Annotated in this window: 18 protein-coding genes; 2 read left to right on the top strand and 16 right to left on the bottom strand. The window is 64.7% G+C overall.

Features of this window, described 5'->3' with window-relative positions:
- The 10 genes from ABFE16_12420 to larC all read right to left on the bottom strand — a co-directional run.
- A partial coding sequence (locus ABFE16_12420; protein ID MEN6346095.1) for an aminotransferase class III-fold pyridoxal phosphate-dependent enzyme occupies positions 1-364 on the bottom strand: 364 nt, incomplete at its 3' end.
- A 72-nt stretch (positions 365-436) separates the two neighbouring features.
- Positions 437-1,312: an acetylglutamate kinase gene (argB, locus tag ABFE16_12415; protein ID MEN6346094.1), complete on the bottom strand. Its 876-nt coding sequence runs from the start codon at positions 1,310-1,312 to the stop codon at positions 437-439.
- A gap of 89 nt (positions 1,313-1,401) precedes the next feature.
- Positions 1,402-2,628: a bifunctional glutamate N-acetyltransferase/amino-acid acetyltransferase ArgJ gene (gene argJ, locus ABFE16_12410; GenBank protein ID MEN6346093.1), complete on the bottom strand. Its 1,227-nt coding sequence runs from the start codon at positions 2,626-2,628 to the stop codon at positions 1,402-1,404.
- 49 nt (positions 2,629-2,677) lie between these two features.
- Positions 2,678-3,715 (bottom strand): N-acetyl-gamma-glutamyl-phosphate reductase, encoded by a 1,038-nt coding sequence (gene argC, locus ABFE16_12405; protein MEN6346092.1) that lies wholly within the window; start codon positions 3,713-3,715, stop codon positions 2,678-2,680.
- Between the two features lie 312 nt (positions 3,716-4,027).
- Complete coding sequence (locus tag ABFE16_12400) at positions 4,028-4,393, bottom strand: hypothetical protein (protein MEN6346091.1); 366 nt, start codon at positions 4,391-4,393, stop codon at positions 4,028-4,030.
- Complete coding sequence (locus ABFE16_12395; protein ID MEN6346090.1) at positions 4,386-4,820, bottom strand: hypothetical protein; 435 nt, start codon at positions 4,818-4,820, stop codon at positions 4,386-4,388. The genes ABFE16_12400 and ABFE16_12395 overlap by 8 nt, the downstream gene beginning before the upstream one ends.
- 182 nt (positions 4,821-5,002) lie before the next feature.
- Positions 5,003-5,386 (bottom strand): hypothetical protein, encoded by a 384-nt coding sequence (locus ABFE16_12390; protein ID MEN6346089.1) that lies wholly within the window; start codon positions 5,384-5,386, stop codon positions 5,003-5,005.
- 99 nt (positions 5,387-5,485) lie between these two features.
- On the bottom strand, positions 5,486-6,826 hold the full coding sequence (locus ABFE16_12385; GenBank protein ID MEN6346088.1) for a B12-binding domain-containing radical SAM protein: 1,341 nt from the start codon (positions 6,824-6,826) through the stop codon (positions 5,486-5,488).
- 152 nt (positions 6,827-6,978) lie between these two features.
- A complete protein-coding gene (locus ABFE16_12380) occupies positions 6,979-8,028 on the bottom strand; it encodes an SIS domain-containing protein (protein ID MEN6346087.1) in 1,050 nt (349 codons plus the stop codon).
- A 23-nt stretch (positions 8,029-8,051) separates the two neighbouring features.
- Positions 8,052-9,305 (bottom strand): nickel pincer cofactor biosynthesis protein LarC, encoded by a 1,254-nt coding sequence (gene larC / locus ABFE16_12375; protein MEN6346086.1) that lies wholly within the window; start codon positions 9,303-9,305, stop codon positions 8,052-8,054.
- A 140-nt stretch (positions 9,306-9,445) separates the two neighbouring features.
- On the opposite strand from larC, the gene ABFE16_12370 reads away from it, so the two are divergent.
- Together ABFE16_12370 and ABFE16_12365 are read left to right on the top strand one after the other, a co-directional pair.
- Complete coding sequence (locus tag ABFE16_12370; protein ID MEN6346085.1) at positions 9,446-10,333, top strand: deoxyribonuclease IV; 888 nt, start codon at positions 9,446-9,448, stop codon at positions 10,331-10,333.
- A gap of 34 nt (positions 10,334-10,367) precedes the next feature.
- Positions 10,368-13,388, top strand: a complete 3,021-nt coding sequence (locus tag ABFE16_12365) for a sugar-binding protein (protein MEN6346084.1) — start codon at positions 10,368-10,370, stop codon at positions 13,386-13,388.
- Here ABFE16_12365 and ABFE16_12360 read toward each other — a convergent pair.
- The 6 genes from ABFE16_12360 to mutL all read right to left on the bottom strand — a co-directional run bounded on the left by ABFE16_12360 (position 13,378) and on the right by mutL (position 19,665).
- A complete protein-coding gene (locus tag ABFE16_12360) occupies positions 13,378-14,118 on the bottom strand; it encodes a CpsB/CapC family capsule biosynthesis tyrosine phosphatase (protein MEN6346083.1) in 741 nt (246 codons plus the stop codon). The two genes, ABFE16_12365 and ABFE16_12360, sit on opposite strands and share 11 nt — an antisense overlap.
- Before the next feature lie 79 nt (positions 14,119-14,197).
- Positions 14,198-15,382 (bottom strand): LL-diaminopimelate aminotransferase, encoded by a 1,185-nt coding sequence (locus tag ABFE16_12355; GenBank protein MEN6346082.1) that lies wholly within the window; start codon positions 15,380-15,382, stop codon positions 14,198-14,200.
- 216 nt (positions 15,383-15,598) lie between these two features.
- A complete protein-coding gene (gene dapF, locus ABFE16_12350; GenBank protein MEN6346081.1) occupies positions 15,599-16,468 on the bottom strand; it encodes a diaminopimelate epimerase in 870 nt (289 codons plus the stop codon).
- Between the two features lie 27 nt (positions 16,469-16,495).
- Positions 16,496-16,747 (bottom strand): RNA chaperone Hfq, encoded by a 252-nt coding sequence (locus ABFE16_12345; GenBank protein ID MEN6346080.1) that lies wholly within the window; start codon positions 16,745-16,747, stop codon positions 16,496-16,498.
- Positions 16,744-17,733: a tRNA (adenosine(37)-N6)-dimethylallyltransferase MiaA gene (miaA, locus tag ABFE16_12340; protein ID MEN6346079.1), complete on the bottom strand. Its 990-nt coding sequence runs from the start codon at positions 17,731-17,733 to the stop codon at positions 16,744-16,746. Before miaA ends, ABFE16_12345 begins: the two co-directional genes overlap by 4 nt.
- Before the next feature lie 18 nt (positions 17,734-17,751).
- Complete coding sequence (mutL, locus tag ABFE16_12335; protein MEN6346078.1) at positions 17,752-19,665, bottom strand: DNA mismatch repair endonuclease MutL; 1,914 nt, start codon at positions 19,663-19,665, stop codon at positions 17,752-17,754.
- Positions 19,666-19,712: the final 47 nt, after the last annotated feature.

Genomic DNA, 19,712 nt, shown 5'->3' with positions numbered 1-19,712 from the left:
GGTGTGCCCATTTGCGGGCGAGCTTGATGGCCGCCTCGTTGGCCTCGGCGCCGCTGTTGCAGAAGAAGGTCTTCCCGCCAAAGGAGAGCTCGGACAGCTTCTTCGCCAGCAGAGCCTGCGGGGCGATGTTGTACAGGTTCGAGGTGTGCATCAGGAGGCCGGCCTGTTCGCGGATGGCCTCGACGACCTTCGGGTGGCAATGACCCACACCGAGGACCGCGATGCCTGCCACAAAATCGAGGTACTCTTTGCCTTCGGCATCCCACAGGTGCGCACCCTCGCCGCGGACGAAAGCAATCGGCAAGCGCCCGTAGGTGGGCATGATGTACTGCGACGTAAGCTCAAGGATCTGCTCTGTGTTCATGAGGGACTCCAGTAGCGTCTTTGCAGGAATAGTGACGGCAGGGAAACTGGGGCCGACTGAAGGGGCGGGACCCTACCAGGGACTCGGTTGCCCTTCGAGCATGGTCCCGATGCCCTGGTCGGTGAACAGCTCCATCAGGATCGCGTGCGGCACCCGGCCGTCGATCATGTGCGCACGCGAGACACCCTTCTCCAAGGCACCGATGCAGCTCTGCAGCTTGGGGATCATCCCCTTGCTGATGATGTCGGACTTCATCAGCTCGCGAGCTTCCTCCAGCGACAGCTTGCTGAGGAGGCTGGATTCGTCCTTGATGTCGCGGAAGATGCCGCGCACATCGCTGAGCGTGACCAGCTTCTCGGCCTTCAGCGCACCGGCCAGATCGCCCGCGACGGTGTCGGCATTGATGTTGTAGCTCTCTCCCTCCTCGCCGACGCCGATCGAGGAGATCACTACGATGTAGCCGGCATCGGTGAGAGTGTCGATCACGGAACAGTCCATGGAAACGATGTCGCCGACGAAGCCCAGGTCGCCCGCGGGGTGCTCGATCTTGCGGCAGCGGATGAGGTTGGCGTCCTTGCCGGAGAGGCCGACGGCCTTGCCGCCGCAGGCATTCACCAGGGACACCAGCTCCTGGTTGATCTGGCCGACGAGCACCATCTGTGCGACTTCCATCGTCGGGGCATCGGTGACCCGCAGGCCGGCGACGAAGCGTGACTCCAGGCCCAGGCGCTCCATCATGGAGTTGATCGCCGGACCGCCACCGTGCACCGCAACAACCTTGATGCCGACGTAGTGCAGCAGCACCAGGTCCTCGGCGACACTGCGCTTGAGCGCATCGTCGGTCATGGCGTTGCCGCCATACTTGACCACCACGGTCTTGCCCGACCACTGGCGGATGTAAGGAAGGGCCTCGATCAGGGTCTGTGCCGACTGCTTGAGCTGTTCCATGCTCAACTCCGAAGGGTATGGGACCGGGCCGTGCCCCGGCCTCAGCGTTCCTCCGATCAGTTCGGAGGCGGCCGGCCTGTCAGGAGGGGCTAGCTGGTGGGCTCGGCGCTTTCGTATTCCGCGTTGAAGCTCACGTACTCGGGCGTGATGTCGCAGGTCCAGACGGTCGCCTCCGCATCGCCCTGACCGAGGTTCACTCGGATCCGGATGTCCTCCGACTTCAGTGCCTCGCGTGCCGTGGCGAGGTCGAAGGGTACCGGATTGCCCTTGCGCCAGGCAGCGATCCCCTGCATCTCAATGGAAACGTCCTCGGGCTTGAAGTCCATCAGGCTTGCGCCCATAGCGGCGGCGACCCGGCCCCAGTTGAAGTCCATGCCGTAGAGCATGGCCTTCACCAGGTTGTAGTTGGCGATCGCCTTGCCCATCGCGCGTGCCTGCTCGAAGCTGCGAGCGCCCTTGACCTCGATCGTCACGGCCTTCGTCGCGCCCTCACCGTCGAAGGCGATCTGCTTGGCCAGGTCCTGGCACACATGCAACAGGGCGGCGCGGAAGCTGGCGTACCCCTCGTCTTCCGGGTACACGATGGTCGGGTTCTCGGCGGCTCCGTTGGCCAGGATCGCGACCGTGTCGTTGGTGCTCATATCACCGTCGACGCTGATGCAGTTGAAGCTGCGCTCCACACACCATTTCAAGGTGATGCGCAGGAGCGCGGAGTCGATGGCGACGTCGGTGCACACGAAGCACAGCATGGTGGCCATGTTCGGGTGGATCATGCCGGCGCCCTTGGCAATCGCGCCAAGACGGCAGATGACGCCCTGCACTTCGAACTCAGCCGCGCAAGACTTCGGGTGGGTGTCCGTGGTCATGATGCCACGCGCGGCCAGTTCAGCGTTGTCGGGGCTCAGCATGCCTCCGAGCTGGCTGATTCCGGCCACGATCTTGTCCATGGGCATGGCATCGCCAATGTGCCCAGTGGAGCAGACGACGACCTCCGTGGCCTCCACACCCGTTGCCAGACCCGCGAGAGCAGCCATGCGCCAGGCGTCGACCAGTCCCTGCTGACCAGTGGCGCAGTTCGCGTTGCCGGAGTTGGCGATGATGGTCTGCGCATTGCCGTCGGAGACGACCTCCTCGGTCACTTGCGTCGGTGCGGCCCGGAACTTGTTGCGCGTGAGCGTCGCCGCCGCCGCTGCCGCCCGCAGCGAGTGGATCATCACCAGGTCCAGCTTGTCCTTCTTGATGCCGCAGTTGATGGCCGCCGCCACAAAATCCTTGGCAGCAAGTACTCCGCCGTCGATCACTTTGTAGTCGGACATGAGTGCCCTCCGATGCCGAGAAATGAGAAGAGTTGCGGCCGCCGGGTCTCTAGGGCCACATGCCGAGACCTTCGAGGCCCATGGTCTCCGGGTAGCCGAGCATGAGGTTCATGCACTGAACGGCGGCCCCAGCGAGACCTTTGGTGAGGTTGTCGATGGCGGCGATGGCCACCAGGCGCTGGTAGCGCTTGTCGACGACGATGCCGATGTGGCAGCGGTTCGATCCCGTGGTGTCTTTCGTTCGGGGCAGCTTGCCTTCCTGCAAGACGCGGATGAAGGGCTCGCCCTCGTAGAACTCATGGTAGATGTCCAGGACGTCGGCGGCGGACATGCCTTGCTTGAGCGGCGCATAGCAGGTGCTGAGGATGCCCCGGATCATCGGGATCAGATGCGGCGAGAAGGTGGCCTTCACCGGCGAGCCCAGCGCGGAAAGCTCCTGCTCGATCTCCGGGGTGTGGCGATGGATGGCCACGTTGTAGGCATGCACCGACTCGTTGACCTCGGCGAAGTGGGTGCCGAGGGTGAGCTTGGAGCGCCCCGAACCCGAGACGCCGGACTTGCTGTCGACGATGACCATGTTGGTGTCGATGATGCCGGCCTTCACGGCCGGTGCCAGAGCCAGGGTGGCGCTGGTTGGATAGCAGCCCGGAACGGCCACGAGCTGGGTCTTCTTGATCTCCTCGCGGTGCAGCTCGGGCAGCCCATAGACTGCCTGCTGGATCAGCTCTGGGCAGGGATGCGGAGCGTAGTAGGCTTCGTAGTCGGCCACGCTCCTGAGGCGGTAGTCGGCGGAGAAGTCGATGACCTTCTTGCCCATGCTCAGAGCCTGCTTGATCATCTCCGTACCGGCGCCGGCCGGCAGGGCGAAGGCCAGGACATCAGCCTTCTCAGCCGCGATCTCCACCGAGGTCTCCTCGATGGGCAGGTCGCAGGTGCCGAGCATGAAGGGGTACAAGTCCGAGAACTTCTCGCCCACGGTCGTGTGACCAGCCAGGTAGGTGATCTCTGCCTGCGGATGGTTGACGAGCAGGCGGATCATGTCGACGCCGCCATATCCTGCAGCTCCGAAAATGCCAACGCGGGTCATTGAAGGGTCCTCCCAGGGTGGTGCGAAAGGTCGAGTGTCACACCGCGTGCGGTGCGTGGGCGGCAAGCCGAAATGCGCGGGCTGTCGGACCATCGGCACGCAAACCAGCAGATAACAAAAAAGCCACCCCTGAGATCGGGCGGCATCGCAAACACCGTGCCTCGCAAAAACCCGCGCAGATTGTGCTACTTGCGCCTAGCGCGGGTCTCGTGGCCGAGAGCACTCGTCATCATGATGTGCGCACTATACCACACCGCGTTGCCGCAGGTCAACACCCGGGCTCGGATCCGAGGTACCACCGGTGAGCGGTGCTCAGTCCTTCAGACAGCCAGACAGTTGCTCCTCGATCTGAGTAAACCACCGCTCGGCGTCGCCCAGGTCTTCCTGAGCTATCTTCGAGTAGTGCACATGGTAGCGCGCCCTCTCGGACAGGCTCTTGAGGGAGATGTAGGCATTGGCAATACCCTTAGTTGACGTATGTGTCTGGACCTGCAGTGTGCGTTCCTGGTGCCCCACAGGGAGCCCTCCCCTCTCCTTGAGGAGTACGGCCTCCACCAGGTTGACTGCAGCATAGAACCTGCCTGTGATGCACCAGTCAGCGAAGCGGGCGCTGTCAAGCTGCGTGTAGAACTCGCGGTTGTGCTCGTACTGCTCCAGTTTGGATCGCCAGTCAGTCACCTGGCGCCTCCTGGCTATCGTACAGGATGTAAGGTCCGCCGGACGCCGCCGTCCTCGGGCCGGCATCCTCTGCATCGATGATGTGGGCGTCCATCGGTATCTCAACACCGGCCTCGGCTAAGGCGTTGTAGACACCGCCTATCGCTTCGGAGACCACCTCAACCACACGCCCATCCCAACGGTCAAGGTAGACGTAGAGGTCCCAGACGCCCTCTCCACGATCCAGCTCGATGGCGACAACGTGGGCGTTGGCAGACAAGGCCTCGACGCTGTTGCGCAGACGAGGCAGGAAGGGCGGCGCCTGCGCCGAGACGACGTCGGTCTCCAGAGAGACCGAACGCCTGGGCACCCACAAGTCGGCAGGAAGCCGCAGTGGCGTGGACCGAACTGCGCTCCACGCCGTGGCAGCCAGGTCGGCCGCGGGCACCGTCTCCCCCGTAGACGTGGTAGGGCCGCAAGCCACAACAGCGTCTGCCCCGCCACCCACCCTCAACGTCGCAGAAAGCGCCGCGACTAGTGACGCCAAGAGCCCTCTACGCGTGTCTGGCACAGCGCTGCTAACACTGTAGGGTGCCCCCGCGTCCGCATGCGCTGCGGACAGGCTCTCACTCACGCGGTCTCCTCCCCTTCCTTCGCCAGTCGCTGGGACCACTCGTCGTGCAGCTTCGTGATCCATTGGGCGAGAGACACCGCTTGCTTAGGAGACATCGCCAGCCTCACCTGCGTCTCGCGTTCAATGAGAACGACGCCAGGCTCTCCGGTGGGCTCAACGGGCACTTCCTCACCCAGACCGTCTCCCTCCAGCGACACCTCCGTTACGTCTGCCATGAGTGCGCCCTCGACGAACAGGTCCATGCGGAACTCGCCGCCCGCAGTCATGCCGCCGCGGGCGCCGCTCACGTGGATGGTGCGACATTCGGGCGCCCGCGTATAGACAAACCGGACACTCAATGGTTCGCTGCTGTGGACCATGTCGTCGCCATCGTTGGGCATATGCTGCACCTCCCGGAACGATTATTGTCATTATACGGATGCGAAGGCGCACTGTAAAGCACCCACTGTTGCGCGGTCCATCGACTCCGACCGCAGAACTCAGCCAGACCGGAGGCGGTGCAGGCCGGTGCGCACCACGGAGTACCGCAACCGTCGCCAATTGGCCAGTCCGTAACGCATTGCCCATTTCCAGTTGTACTTGAAGCGCCGGTTCAGACCGGAGACGATCTCAAGCAAGTGGTCGCGGTCCGTAAGCCAGGGCAACTGCACCCACGCCGGCGTGTCGGTCACCGACCAGCCGCCGCGAAGCCATCCCAACTCACGCGCCTGGGCCTCAAGAGGCGTCCCCGGCAGCGGGAGAAGGGCAAAGAAGGTGGCCGAAGTGGGACGCAGACGCTCCACGAGGTCGGCAGTGGTCCTCACCGAATCGGGCGTTTCAGGCAGGGAGCCGACGATCCAACTGGTGTCTGTCTGGATGCCCGCCTCCTGGGTCAAGCGACAGGCCTCCGTGTTCATCTCCACCGACGCCGGCTTCGCGAGCGAAGCCAGCACCTCCTCGCTGCCCGATTCCATCCCGTACTGTATCTGGACTACGCCCGCACGCTTCATCAGGCGCAGCAGCTCGCGGTCTACTTTGTCGACGGTGCTGCGCACGAGCATCCGGACCTTGAGGCCGCGAGACAGAACGCCCTCGAGGAACTCGCAGCAGCGGTCCCTATCCTGTGTCAGTGCCCCGTCCGCAATCGAGATGAACCGCAGGCCCGCACGCACCAGCAACTCATACTCCTCCAGGACCAGCCCGATCGAGCGGAAGGAGACCTCCGCCTTGCCCCGCCCACAGAAGCTGCACTGACAGGGACAGCCACGAGCCGTCAGCAGCACGTCCATCGGCTCGCCGAAGGTGGAGCGGTAGTGAGCCGTCCCGTTCTCTAGCCAGGGCCGGTAAGGCAAGGGGAGGGTATCGAGGTCTGCGGACGCGGACTCCGGCGGGGCGACACCGAACTGCCCTGACGTCTGCGCCGCGAGGCCTGGTACCGAAGGCGTTTCCCCAGCCTCCAGCGCGGCGCAGAACTGGGCCATGTGGTGCTCGGCATCACTGGTCAGGGCGAAGTCGAGCCCGGTCATCTGTGACAGTATTCCCGCAGGCACTGTAGCCGGGTACTGCCCCAGCAGGACTGTGGGAGACTCGGACGCCGACTTGAGCGCGCGAAGCAGTCGGTCCACCTGCCGATGCTGACCAGGCACGCAGCGTACAAAGACTGCCTTCGGTACGAGCGCCGCACAGCGCGCGGCACAGTCCTCCGCCGACAGATGGCCCTGCCGCGCATCCAGATAGGCGACGGTGCGGCCCGAGGCCCTCACCGCACCCGCGTGGTAGAGGAGATCAAGAGGCGGCCCGACCGACAAGCCCCCAAGGTCAGGCTGTAGAAAGACGTACACTCCCGTGTCCACTGCTTACCCCTCGGATCGCCACGCCCTGTCCACGGATCGAGCACGTCCTTTCGCCGGCTTCGTCGCTATCACCTCCCTTATCGTCACTATTATGTAGTAGTAGTCGCTCAATCGCGCAAGTCCATTGATGTGGACGGAGACTAGACCGTCAGCGTCACTTTGTTCAGGCCCCGCGGCTGGTCGGGATCGAGGCCCTTCTCTCGGGCTACGTGCAGGGCGATCATCTGCCCCACCACGCCGGCCACCATCGGCGAGCACTCCTCGGGAAGCGAGGGAAGCGGCAGACCGATCTTGCCCTCGGCCAGGGCCCCGTGGTTGTTGGAGATGACCAGCATCTCCGCGCCCCGTTCCTTGAGGGCGGCGATGACCTCGTAGACGGAGTCGAAGGTCTTCCCCTCCGGCGCCACGATGAAGCAGGGGAACCCACGGTCGGTAGTGGCGATCGGGCCATGCTGGAAGTCGGCAGTGCTGAAGGGTGAGGGCACGACGTAGCAGCACTCAGCCATCTTGAGGGCCGATTCCTTGGCGGTGCAGTAGTTCATCCCCCGCCCCAGCCAGTGACAGGTCCCCATGAAGCGGAAGCGCTCGGCGAAACCGACAATCCGATCCTCGAGCAAGAAGGCCTCTTCGACCCAGGCGGGGACCTGCTCGATCTCCGCGACGAGATCCTCCCGTCCAGCCCAGCGGGTCGCGAGTTGGTGGAAGATGGCCAGAGCGGTCGTGTAGGTCTTGGTGGCTGCGACCGCCCTCTCCTCCTTGGCATGGGTCAGGAGGACATGGTCGACCCCGTTGCAGATCGGCGAGTCCTCGGTGTTGGTGAGGGCGCAGGTGACGGCACCGGCCTCACGACCGGCCTCGAGCACCTCGATCACGTCAGTGGCCTTGCCGGACTGCGACACCCCGATCACGAGGGTCTTGTGCAGGTCCATGCGTGTGTGGTAGCAAGTGAACAGCGAGGGCGCAGCAAGGGCCACGAGCTTGTTGGTGACGGCGCCGAGCATGTAGAGGCCGTACTGGGCCGCATTGTCCGAGGTTCCGCGGGCCACGACAAGCGCTGCACTGATGTCTTCGCGCTTCAGACGTTTCACGAGCTCCTCAAGCGCCGGGGCTTCCCTGGCCACCGTGGTTGCGATGGCCTGGGGTTGCTCGCGAATCTCCCGGCGCATGATGATTCCTGGTTCTTTCTGCATACCTATCACCTCTCGGCTATCGCTCACCTTGAGGTGAGCAGCAAGGAACGGGCTGCGGATACTGCCGCTGAGTAGACTTCCTTGACGGAGACACCCCGGCGTGCCGCCGCCTCTGCACAGTCCTCGTATTCCGGCGAGGCATTCACGATGCGCTCCCCTACTTTGCCCACCTTGATGCGGATGGAGCCGTAGGGAGTCTGGACCGCTACACGCTCGCGCGGAAGGCAGCGCCGTCCCCAGGCGGAGACGCGGACACCGAAGGTGGAGGATTCAGCGAAGATCGCATCGATGACCGCGTCGAGACGATCGGGCTCACACACCGCGGACAACTGTGTGCCGGGCCTGCTCTTCTTCATCATGATCGGCGTCGTCCAGGCGTCGGCCGCCCCGGCGTCGAAGACCTGCTGCAGCACCGCCGTATACAGCTCCGGGTTCATGTCGTCGATGTTGGACTCCACGAGCATGATGCGGTCGGTCACCACGCTCGGCCAGAGGCCCTCTCCACCTTCGATCCCGGGCATTGCTGCGGAGCGCTCACCCACGAAGAGCCGCAGCACATTGGGCACTCCCGGGAAGTCCTTGGTGCCGCAGCCGTAGCCGATGGCATCGACCTTCATGGCCGGGAAGCTACCCACGCGGTCGGCCAGTCCAACCACAATCCCGGCGCCCGTGGGGGTCACCGTCTCCCCCTCCACATCGAGGCTGAAGGTCGGAACACCCCGGAGCATCTCCGCCGTGGCCGGTGCCGGAACCGGAAGGCGGCCATGGGCGCAATCGACGAAACCATGGGAGACCGGCAGCGGCGAGCAGACGAGTTCCTCCACCCCGAGGAGCTTGAAACCGACCACGGCACCGACGATATCGACGATCGAGTCCAGGCCGCCGAGTTCGTGGAAATGCACTTCCTCCGGCGTCGTGTCATGGACCCGAGCTTCGGCCTGGGCGATCCGCTCCAGTATCTTGACGGAACGGCGGACGACGTCGCGGTCCAGGGTAGAAGCTTCGATGAGCGCCACCAACTCGCGACAGGAGCGACCGTGCTCGTGTGGCGCCTCTCCGTGGTGGTGGTGTTCATGGTCGTGGGCGAGACTAACGGTGACCTTTGTGCCCGAGATCCCCTGCTTGCGAACCTTGTCGGCCTCAAGGCTCCAGCCGTGCATAGGGATCTTGTGCAACTCCGAGGCGAGGGCATCCAGCGAGACTCCGGCGTCGACCAAGGCGCCCAGAGTCATGTCGCCGCTGATGCCCGCAAAGACATCAAGGTATGCGATACGCATGGACAGAAGGCCTCCAGCGCGGGAGAGTAGAAAGAACAGTATGCGGCCATCCTGACGGCCCCATTGTACCACGCGAAGGGTAGAGGTGGTAGGCCGCCAGGAACAGGCACGGCTCCCAGCTTTGGCGGTGACTTTGCGGCATGCGAATCGGCTTCCATGTTCAGACGGCGGGGGGATGGCGCAAGGCGCTTGAGCGCGGGCTCGAGCGGCGCTGCACGACCTTGCAGGTGTTCACCTCTGCCCCGGTGCAGTGGGCACGCAAGGACCTCGACCCGGAGGAGACCGCCTGGTTCGCCGAGAGAGTGGCGGCGCTGGACCTGCAGCCGCTCTTCGTGCATGCCGCCTACCTGCTCAACCTTGCCACCGCGGACCGGGCTTTGTGGAAGAAGAGCCGTGACAACCTTGCGGAGGAACTGCGTCGGGCCGGCCAGCTCGGGGCCTGCGGAGTGGTCCTGCACCTGGGAAGCGTCGGTTCCGACGGTGACCCCGAAGACGGGCTGCGACGTGTCGCCAGGGGCGTAGATGAGGCCCTGGAGGCTGCCGATAAGGGGGTCAGCGTGCTGCTGGAGAACTGCGCCGGGCAGGGGAGCCTGGTCGGCTGCACTCCGGCCGCCCTGGGCACAGTTGTCGATCTGTCGCGCCGCCCCGAGCGGCTACGGGTCTGCCTGGACACAGCCCACGCTTTCGCCCGAGGATACGCACTGCACACCCCGGAGGGTCTCGACCAGCTCCTGGGGGAGTGCGACGCAGCCTTCGGGCTCGAACGGCTCGCCCTGATCCATGCCAACGACTCGAAGTCGGACCTTGGCTCCTGCGTTGATCGGCACTGGCACATCGGGCACGGGAAGATCGGGCGCCAGGGCTTCGCCGTCATCATGAACGAACCACGCTTGCAGTCCCTGCCCTTCATCATGGAAACGCCGAGCTCCTCGGAGTGGGACCTGCGGAACCTTCGAGCACTGCGCCGGGCCGTGCGTCCCGAACTGCGTCCGGCCTTGCCGAGCCTGCGGCGATCTCTCGACAGTTGACCCAGAACTGTAGCAGCACACCGGAGGCTTTGCCATGCGGACCTTAGGATCAGCTCTGGCCTGCCTTATCCTCCTCACCGTCACGGTTGCAGGGGCTGAGAACCTGCTGCTCGATGGCGCTCGTGACACCGTGTCATGGACCACCTCCCTGGGCACCGAGTTCCCCGGCGCAACCGGATCGCTGGAAGTCGCCCAGGATCCCGAGCGTGGCCCGTGCATCCTGGGTAAGTTCCAGTTCTCGGGCGAGAGTCGGTATGCCGGTGCGCTGTGGTCGGGGAGTCTCCCGGAGGCCAGGGCGATTGGCTTCTGGGTGAAGCTCAGTGACCGGAACTGGGGGATGGTGCGTGTCCGCGACAACACCGAGCAGGAGTTCGCCGGCAACTTTACTCTTCAGCCCGGCCAGTGGACCCGTATCGAGATCCCCCTGGACACAAAGAGACTGGGCAGTCACTGGGGTGGCGCTAACGACGGCGTGATGCACTTCCCGCTCACGCGCGTTCTGATCGCCGCCGGGAACAAACCGGCCTCCGCCCAGGTGTGGGTCTCGAACCTCTATGCGGTCACCGACACCTTGCTGCCCGAGGATCGATGGAAGGTGGTTGTGGAGCCCACGGTTCCGATGGGCGTCGCCTTCCCTGACGAAGCGGCTTCCTACCGCGTGACTCTCATCAACCGGCTGGAGCGCCAGGCCAAGTGTGAGGTCGCACTGCGCACCCAGGAACCGGGCTCTCAACCGTCGGCCATGCAGACGGACAGCCTGACGCTGGAGGGCTGGCAACAGAAGGAGTACACACTTCGGCCTTCCACCAAGCGCCTCGGGTATCAGAGGTTGTCGGTTGACCTGCACGATGCCGAGGGCGGAGACCTGCCGAGCATCACCAGCGGGCTGGCGGTGGTTCCGCAGCCTCGGCACTACGGGAAGGAGGCGCCGGGCTGCTACTTCGGGATGCAGATCATCGGCGACATGGAGGCCGCAGAACGCCTGGGCGCCAAGGCTATCCGGTACTTCTTCTCCTGGATCTACTCCGAAGGTCGCCAGGGACTGATCCGCTGGGAGGAGCAGTCCGACCCGCTGATGGCGGCGGCCAGGGAGCACCACATGGAGGTGCTCTTCTCCGTTCAGGCCCAGGCGCCCGCCTGGATTGCCTGGAACGACCCGGACCGGCCGAAGCTGAAGGCTCTAGCCGACCCGGCCCGTCTCTCGGAATGGGAACGCTATGTGCGTGACATCACTACGCGCTACCGCGGGCAGATCACCGCGCTGGAGATCGTGAATGAACCCGACCTGGTCTGCGTCGGTCACGTGGGGATGACGGTCGAGGAGGGCGCCGACTACTACGCCAAACTGCTCCGCTTCGGGCGTGCCGGTGCGAAGGCCGGCGATCCAGACGTGCCCGTCGCGGGCCTCGATGTCAGCGGCGGCGACTACGAGCGCGGACTGCCGTACTCGCGAGCGGTTCTGAGCCGGGCGGCCGACACGATGGACCTGTTCCCGGGGCATCCCTATGCCTCGCCACGGTACTTCGGGCCGGGGCAGAATCCGAAGTGGCCGATCGCCAACCGGATGGCGGAGAAGCTCACGGAGGCCCTGGACCTGTATGCCTTCTACGGGCGGCCACGTCGGTCCTGGATCGGCGAACTGGGTTGGGGACTGCAGGCGACGGCCGACCCTCTGAGCACCTACTCGCTGGATTTCGCGGCCTGCATCGCCCAGTCGCTGGTCGTCGGTAAGACGGTCCCGGGCGTCGAGAGGTACCTGCACTTCACACAGCGGGGCTGCAACGAGAGCGGGTACGAGTACGGGCTGATGCGCGGGCATCCGGCCTATCCGCTTCCGGCGGCAGTCGCCTACGCGACCGCTGCCTATCTCCTCGACGACACGCAGTCCCTGGGCCTCAAGCAGGTTGGCGCGGACTTGTGGAGCGCGGTGTTCACGTGCAAGAGCCGCGATGAGCTGGTGGCCGTGCTGTGGAGCGAGGGTGACGAGGACCTTGTACGACCCTCAACCACGCTCCCTCAGGGGCGCTGGGTGAGCAGCCTGCTGCAGGAGCTGGTACCAGGCACTCAAGGCCTCAAGGTCGGCCGGATGCCGGTCTACTGGATCCTGCCCTTGAGTGCCGTCGCGGACCCCGCCGGAGTGGTGGATCAGTTGGGCGTCGCACCGATCGCACCCATCACGGTCGAGAGCGCCTTCCTGGCCGCACCGAACCGTGTCGGCATGCTCCTGCGCAACCGCTCAGACCGGTCGCAACGTGCAAGGCTGACAGCGGGCAGTGCGTCGCAGACAGTGGAGGTTGCACCTGGCACGCAGCCGATGCGAGTGGACTTGCCGCTTGCCAAAGCGATCAACGAGCCCGGCGTGCGCGAGATGACGGCGACTGCGACGGTGGAAGGCCAGTCCAGCACCCGCGCCTTCACGGCTCGCTACCAGTACCTGCCTGTTCCGCCGCAGAAGCTTAAGGTCGATGGCGACCTGACGGAGTGGGAACCCTTACGCTCGGAGACGCTCCAGGATCGGCGCTTCGTGCTGCCGCCTGATCCGGGTATCGGCTGGGACGGACCGCAGGACCTGAGCCTGCGTGGATGGCTCGCGGCGGACAGCAAGGGGCTCTACTTCGCCGCGGCGGTGACTGACGACGTGCACTTCTGCGACCAGGTGACCCCGGACAGCTTCTGGAAGAACGACAGCCTGCAGTTGGCCATTGATTCGGAGAATGACAGTCGCGACGGCTTCGATGCCAACGACCGCGAAGTGGGCTTTGCCTTGGCCCCGCAGGGGCCGGTCTGCTATGCGAGCTATCCGGGCACCTCGCGTCAACTCACGGTTCCACTCGCGATCCGTCGTGAGGGTACCGTCACCTGCTATGAGGCCTTCCTTCCCTGGGAAGCGCTCGGGCTGCCCGTGCCGACCGATGGCAAGGTCCTCGCGATCAGCTACCTCGCCAATGACAACGATGGTCTGGGACGAGGCTATTGGATGGGCCTGACGCCGGGGATTGGTGAGGGGAAGTCGCCGCTCTCGTACCGGCGCTTCGCGGTGAGGGTCAAGCCTTAGGCTCCGGCCTGCGAGCCGGTTGTGTGCTGAGTAAGCGAGAGGGGTTGGTCTGCGTGAACCGTGCAAAGGCTTCGTCTCCGCCGTGACGGCGCAGAGCCCGTCGTGCCCGGGAGAGCTGAGGCGGCCGATGCCGTGTGTCGTGCGCGTCTGAGGCCAGCAGGTCGACGGCACCGTGCTTGAGCAGATCGAAGGCGAGAGCCCGGACAGTGCGGTCGCGCCAGCGGGTCAAGCTATCCGCGTTCACCTGGATCAGCGCGCCACGGTCCACGAGGCCCTGGATGACCTCAGGGTGGGTGCGGAACAGTGCGGTCCGCTCGGGATGAGCCAGGATCGGTGCCAGCCCCAGAAGCTGCAGGCCGAAGAAGAGCTGGGGCACGTAGGACGGGTAGCTGTTGAAGGGCAGCTCGAGGAGAAGATGAGTGCCGCGATCGGCAAGGGTCATGAGGCTCCCGGCCTTGGCCCGCTCCAGTAGATCGGCACCGATGCGAATCTCGGCTCCCGGCAGAACGGTCAGGGGGATCTGGGCCTCGGCCAGTGCAGCGTTGAACTGCGCAACCTGGTCGCGGAGGAAGTCGGGGCTGAGGGCGTTGCGCTCGCAGTCCAGATGCGGAGTCGCGACGACGGTCTGGATGCCGTCAGCCACGGCGATCCGAGCCATCTCCAGAGCCTCGGCAAGATCGCGGGGACCGTCGTCGATCCCCGGCAAGATGTGACAATGGGTGTCGATCATCGGGGCCTGACTTCGCAGAGGGCCGCCTTCGACGCATCGGGACAGACTGCGCTGAAGGCGGCCCATCGCCTAGCGGCACTTACCAATTGAGCTTCAGGTTCGCCTTCATGCCGGCTATCGCCTGCTCAATCTGGGCGACCTTGTCGGTCCCCTTGATGGTCAGGGACATCCGCACGAACCCCTCGCCGAACTCCCCGTACATTGAGCCCGGAATCGCCAAGACCTGGCAGTCGCGCAGGAGGGCGGTCGCGAAGCTCTCGCTGGTGTGGTCGGGCGGCACCGGGACCCAGACGTAGAAGGTCGCCTTCGGCTTCTCGAGCTTCCACCCGAGGGAGTTCAGGCCGTCGATGAGCGCGTCGCGGCGGACCTGGTACTGGGCCTGCATCTGCGGGACCCATTCCTCGAAGCGCGCGAGAGCGGCGATCGCAGCACGCTGGATGGCCATGAAGGTGCCGCTGTCGACGTTGCTCTTGCACTTGGAAAGCGCGGCGACGAAGTCCGCACCGCCCATTGCCCAGCCAACGCGCCAGCCGGTCATGTTGAAGGTCTTCGACAGCGAGTGCATCTCGATGGCTACGTCCTTGGCGCCCGGCACTTCGAGAATGCTGCAGGGCCGGTAACCGTCGTAGGCCACCTCGGAGTAAGCGCAGTCGTTGACGATCAGCAGGTCGTTTGCCTTGGCGAAGGCAACGGCCTTCTCGTAGAACTCCAGCGGGGCAACGGCGCCCGTCGGGTTGTTCGGGTAGTTGAGGAACATGAGCTTGGCAGCCTTGGCAACCGAGCCGGGGATGGCGTCGAAGTCGGGCAGGAACCCGGCCTCAGCACGCAGCGGCATCGGGAAGGCGGCCCCGCCGCACCAGGTCGTCTGGACCTTGTAGACGGAGTAAGCCGGATCGGGCACGAGGACAACGTCGCTGGGGTCGATGTAGGCCCAGATGATATGGACAAGGGCTTCCTTGGAGCCGATGCAGCTCTGGATCTCCTTGTCGGGATCGACGTCGACACCGAAACGGCGCTTGGCGAAGTCAGCGATGGCGTCCTTGTACTCCGGGGTGCCAAAGCCGGTCTCGTCATACGGGTGTGTGCTGGGGTCCTTGGCCGCGTCGTACAGGGCATCGATGACAAACTGCGGCGTCGGCATGTCGGGGTCGCCAATGCCGAAGTCGATGGGCTCCTTGCCCTCGGCAATCATCTGCGACTTTATGGCGGCGATCTGGCGGAACGGGTACGGCGGAATACGCTGGAGGCGCTGGGCTAGCTCCACAAGGATACCCTCCCTGGGTTAGAGATGACCGGTAATCAGACGGGAAAAGGCGCACCCGCGAGCCGGGGCGCAGCGGGCTCGCGGAGTCAGGAAGCCTTGCAGCACGGGTGCGCTAAGCACCCGTGGTATGCATGCCTCCTTGCAAGCTGCGGAGTATGGCGAACAGCCATGTTCATGCACCAATCAGTAACGGGAAGAATCTCCCGCCCTACCGATTCACTTGCGAGCCTGAGCCAGCAGGTCGGGATGCACCTCGCCACTGAAAGCCTCAGCAGCAGGGCCCGTCAGGAACACGTGGTTATTGGACGCCCACTCAGCGACCAACTCGCCGCCGAGGAGGGAAACGTGGATCTCGCCACGATCGACAAGCTCGTTCAGCGTAGCCGCCACCACCGTCGCGCAGGTGCCGGTGCCGCAGGCCAGGGTCACACCAGAGCCTCGCTCCCAGACGCGCATGACGATGTGGCTGCGATCCTGGACCGTCGCGAACTCTACATTGGTCCGCTTCGGGAAGAGCTCGTGGCGCTCGATCCTCGGCCCGATCTCGCTCACCGGGAAGCTGGCAGCGTCCTCGACGAAGAGGACGCAGTGCGGGTTGCCCATGGAGACGCAGGTGATTGAGAGGTCGTGCCCGCCGATGCTCAGGGGCTGGGCGACGATGGGCTGGTCGGCGGGCTCACCGGCCGCCGGGAGGTCCTTGCGAGCCAGTCGCGGCTCGCCCATGTCGACGCGCACGAGCTTAACCACTCCGCCCTCGACCGTGAGCGAGGGCCTGATGATCCCGGCTCCCGTCTCAATGGCCAGCTCGGTCTTGGTGGTCAGCCCGTGCTCGTACAGGTACTTGGAGAACGCCCGGACACCGTTACCGCACATTTCGGCTTCGCTGCCGTCGGCGTTGAAGATGCGCATGCGAAAGTCAGCAACGGTGGACGGCAGGACCAGGATGATGCCATCGCCACCCACCCCGAAGTTGCGATTGGACAGGACCTCGGACAGTCTCGGGACGTCGTAACCGGAGAGGTCTTCTTCAAGGGTGTTGATGTAGATGTAGTCGTTGCCGAGGCCGTGCAGCTTGGTGAAACGCATGTCTAGCTCTCCTACAGGCAGACGGGACTACTCCTGGTTGGTCGCTGGACCGATGGCTGCGATAGCGCTCTTGTACACCAGGATTTCAAGGCCCTTGGTGGTAACGATGATAGTGAAGGCATCGAAGGACTTGATCTGACCGCGGACTTCCTTGCCACTGACCAGGCTGATGCGCAAAACGGTCTTCTGCTCGCTGACCTGCTTGAGGTACACGTCCTGGACGTTGCCCTTGCCGCTCACAGAAGCTCCCTCATTTCGTGGGGCCGGTAATTCGCTCATTTCCTGATACCCTCGCGTCTCTCCCCGAGAAGTCGCGCCGCACCATGGCACAGGTCGTGCAAGAGACAATCGAACTCTGCGGCAGTCCCCCATTCCCGCCACTGTGCGGGACTCTCGCGTCGGAACCAAGTTAGCTGGCGTTTGGCGAAACGGCGCGTATCACGCTTAATGGTCGCCGTCAACCCGTCGAGGTCAAGGTTCTCCGGACGCTCCTCCAAAGCCTGCCACAGATGACGGTAGCCGATCGCCTGCATGGCCTGCGACCCACCCGCCGAAGGACGACTGCGGCGTAGTGCCGCAGCTTCGTCCACCCATCCGGCCGCCATCATTTGGTCCACGCGCTGCTCAATGCCTTCATACAATACAGCGCGCGGGCGTGAGAGGATGAAGGTGGAGTGATTATACTGGACCCCCGGTGCGTCGTCAACGCGACGCTGCTGCACACCGGCCGGGGCTCCGGTCAGGGCGCAGACCTCAAGGGCGCGGAGGATGCGCCGCAGATCACCGGGCATGATACGAACTGCCGCCTCGGGGTCGATCTCGCTTAGCCGACGGTGCATCGTCTCGGTACCAAGCCGCTTCGCTTCAGCCTCCAGTTGCGTGCGTAGCCGGGCCCTCTGCTGCGGGTCGTCAGCCGGGAATACGAAATGCTCCAGCACCGCACGCACATAGAGCCCCGTGCCGCCACACAGGATCGGTAGGCAGCCTCTCCCCCAGACCTCTGCGATCGCCTGTGTCGCATCGCGCTGGAAGTCGGCCACGGTGTAGGGCTGCTCGACATCCACGAAGTCGACCAGATGAAACCGGGCCTGGGCACGTTCCTCCGGGGTCGGCTTGGCAGTCCCGACCTCCAGACCGCGGTAGATCTGCATCGAGTCGGCCGATATGATCTCGCCCCCGACGGCCCGCGCAACACGAATCGCCGCCTGCGTTTTGCCGCAGGCGGTCGGACCGGCAACCACAAGAAGCGGAATCACTCTCGGCATGGACCGTCTCGCGAGACCTCAGCGGCTGAACTGGCGATCGATGCGGCGGAGGTCGTAGGATACGATGATCGGGTCGCCATGGGGGCAGATCGCCGGCGAATCACTGGCCAGCAGATCGTCCACCAGGCGCTGCATCTCGGCTAGCTCCATATGCTGACCGGCCTTCGTCGCTGCATGGCAGGCCAGACTGGCTCGAGCCTTCTCCCGCAGGCGTTCGGCGGAAGAGGGCGCGTCCCATTCGGTCAGGTCGCCGATCACCGCCCGCAGGATCGCCACCGGCGATTGTGATACCGCGGCTGCCGGGACCGAACGCACCAGGAGCGAGTTGGCGCCGAACTCCTCCAAGTCATAGCCCATCTCGCCCAGGACTTCCAGGCTTTCGCGGGCCACGGCAGCCTCGCCGGCCGACAGCTCCAAGGTCTCGGGAATCATCAGCAACTGCCGCGAGAGCTTCGTGTCCTCAAGGCGCTCCAGCAGGACGCGCTCGGCGGCCCGGTGTTGGTCGAGGAGCAGCAGCGTCTCGGAGGTGCAGGCCACTATGTATCGGTCGGCCAACTGCCCGAGTACCCGCACCGGCTCCGGGGCCAACTCCACCGGCAAGGCATCGGTCGGTGCCGACACAGGAAGCGGGGTCACTGGCTCTGCGTGGACCTCAAGTCCCTCGTCTCGCTCGTCGATCCGGTCGGCGAAGGGGTTCACCCGGAGCCTGCGAGCACGGAGTGTCTGCTCGAAACCCACCGGGGCGAAGCGTCCGGCCACGTCTGCGGTACGCGGGCTTTGCAGGCCTTCAGACGTGAAGGGTTCGTCGGGCGGGCGCTCAACATGCCGGGCGGCCTGGGTCAAGGAGCGGAATCCGGCATCCGAGAGGGCTTTCTCGGCGGCCTGCTGGACCAACTCGTGGACCTCACCACCACGGCGGAAGCGGACCTCGATCTTGGTCGGGTGAACATTCGGGTCGACCTTCTCGGGCGGCAGAACCAGGTGCAGGGCACAGAGGGGATTGCGTCCTGCCGGCAGGAGCAACCCGTAGGCCTCGTTCAGCGCGTGCCCCATCTGCCTGCTGCGCACGAAGCGGCGGTTCACGAAGAAGAGCTGGTGTTCACGAGTGGCGCGCAGGAGCTTCGGGCCGGAGATGAGGCCCTCGATCAGCAGGTCGTCCTGTTCGGCGTGGACCTCCAGGAACTCCCGGGCGGCCGCACTGCCGTAGGCGGCCGCAAGAACGGAGCGCAGATCACCTGAGCCCGAGGTGTTGAAGATCACGTCGCCGTCATGGGTGAGCTTGAAGGCGAGGTCCGGTCGGGACAGCGCCAGTCGAGTGAGCCAGTCGGCACAGTGAGCCCGCTCGCGATTGGTTGCGGAGAGAAACTTCAGCCGGGCCGGTGTGTTGAAGAAAAGGTCGGCGACCTCGACCATCGTGCCGGAGGGACACCCGACCGGCTTGAGTTCGGGTTCGCTGCCGCCGTGAACGACCACCTCAGCACCCTCTGCGCTGGCAGGCTCGCGGGTCTGCAGCCGGAAGTGAGAGACGGCGGCCACGCTGGGCAAGGCCTCGCCACGGAAGCCCATGGTGAGGATGGCCTCGAGGTCTTCGGCCTGGCTGATCTTGCTCGTGGCGAAGCGCTGAACGGCAAGGAGCGCATCCTCGGCCGGCATTCCGCAGCCGTCGTCGCGGACGCGAATCAGCCTTTTGCCGCCCTCTACCAACTCGACCTCCACACGACGAGCCCCGGCGTCTATCGAGTTCTCAACCAGCTCCTTGACGACGCTGGCTGGACGCTCGACGACTTCGCCTGCGGCGATACGATTGGCGAGTTGTTCGGTGAGTACGTGAATGCGAGGCATGATGATGGAGTACGTTCCAGGTAAGGCGGACCTTGCCGCCGTGATCTCGACCAACGCGAAGGCGCGGGACCAGGCGGTATTGTACACCATCCGGACGGCCCTGGGGAGCGGCGTTGACGCCCGAAAAGGCCGGTGAT

The sequence above is a fragment of the Armatimonadia bacterium genome, assembly GCA_039679385.1.
Classification (GTDB): domain Bacteria; phylum Armatimonadota; class Zipacnadia; order Zipacnadales; family JABUFB01; genus JAJFTQ01.
The sequence above is the reverse complement of the archived record's forward strand: the minus strand, read 5'-3'. Positions and strand labels throughout refer to the sequence as shown.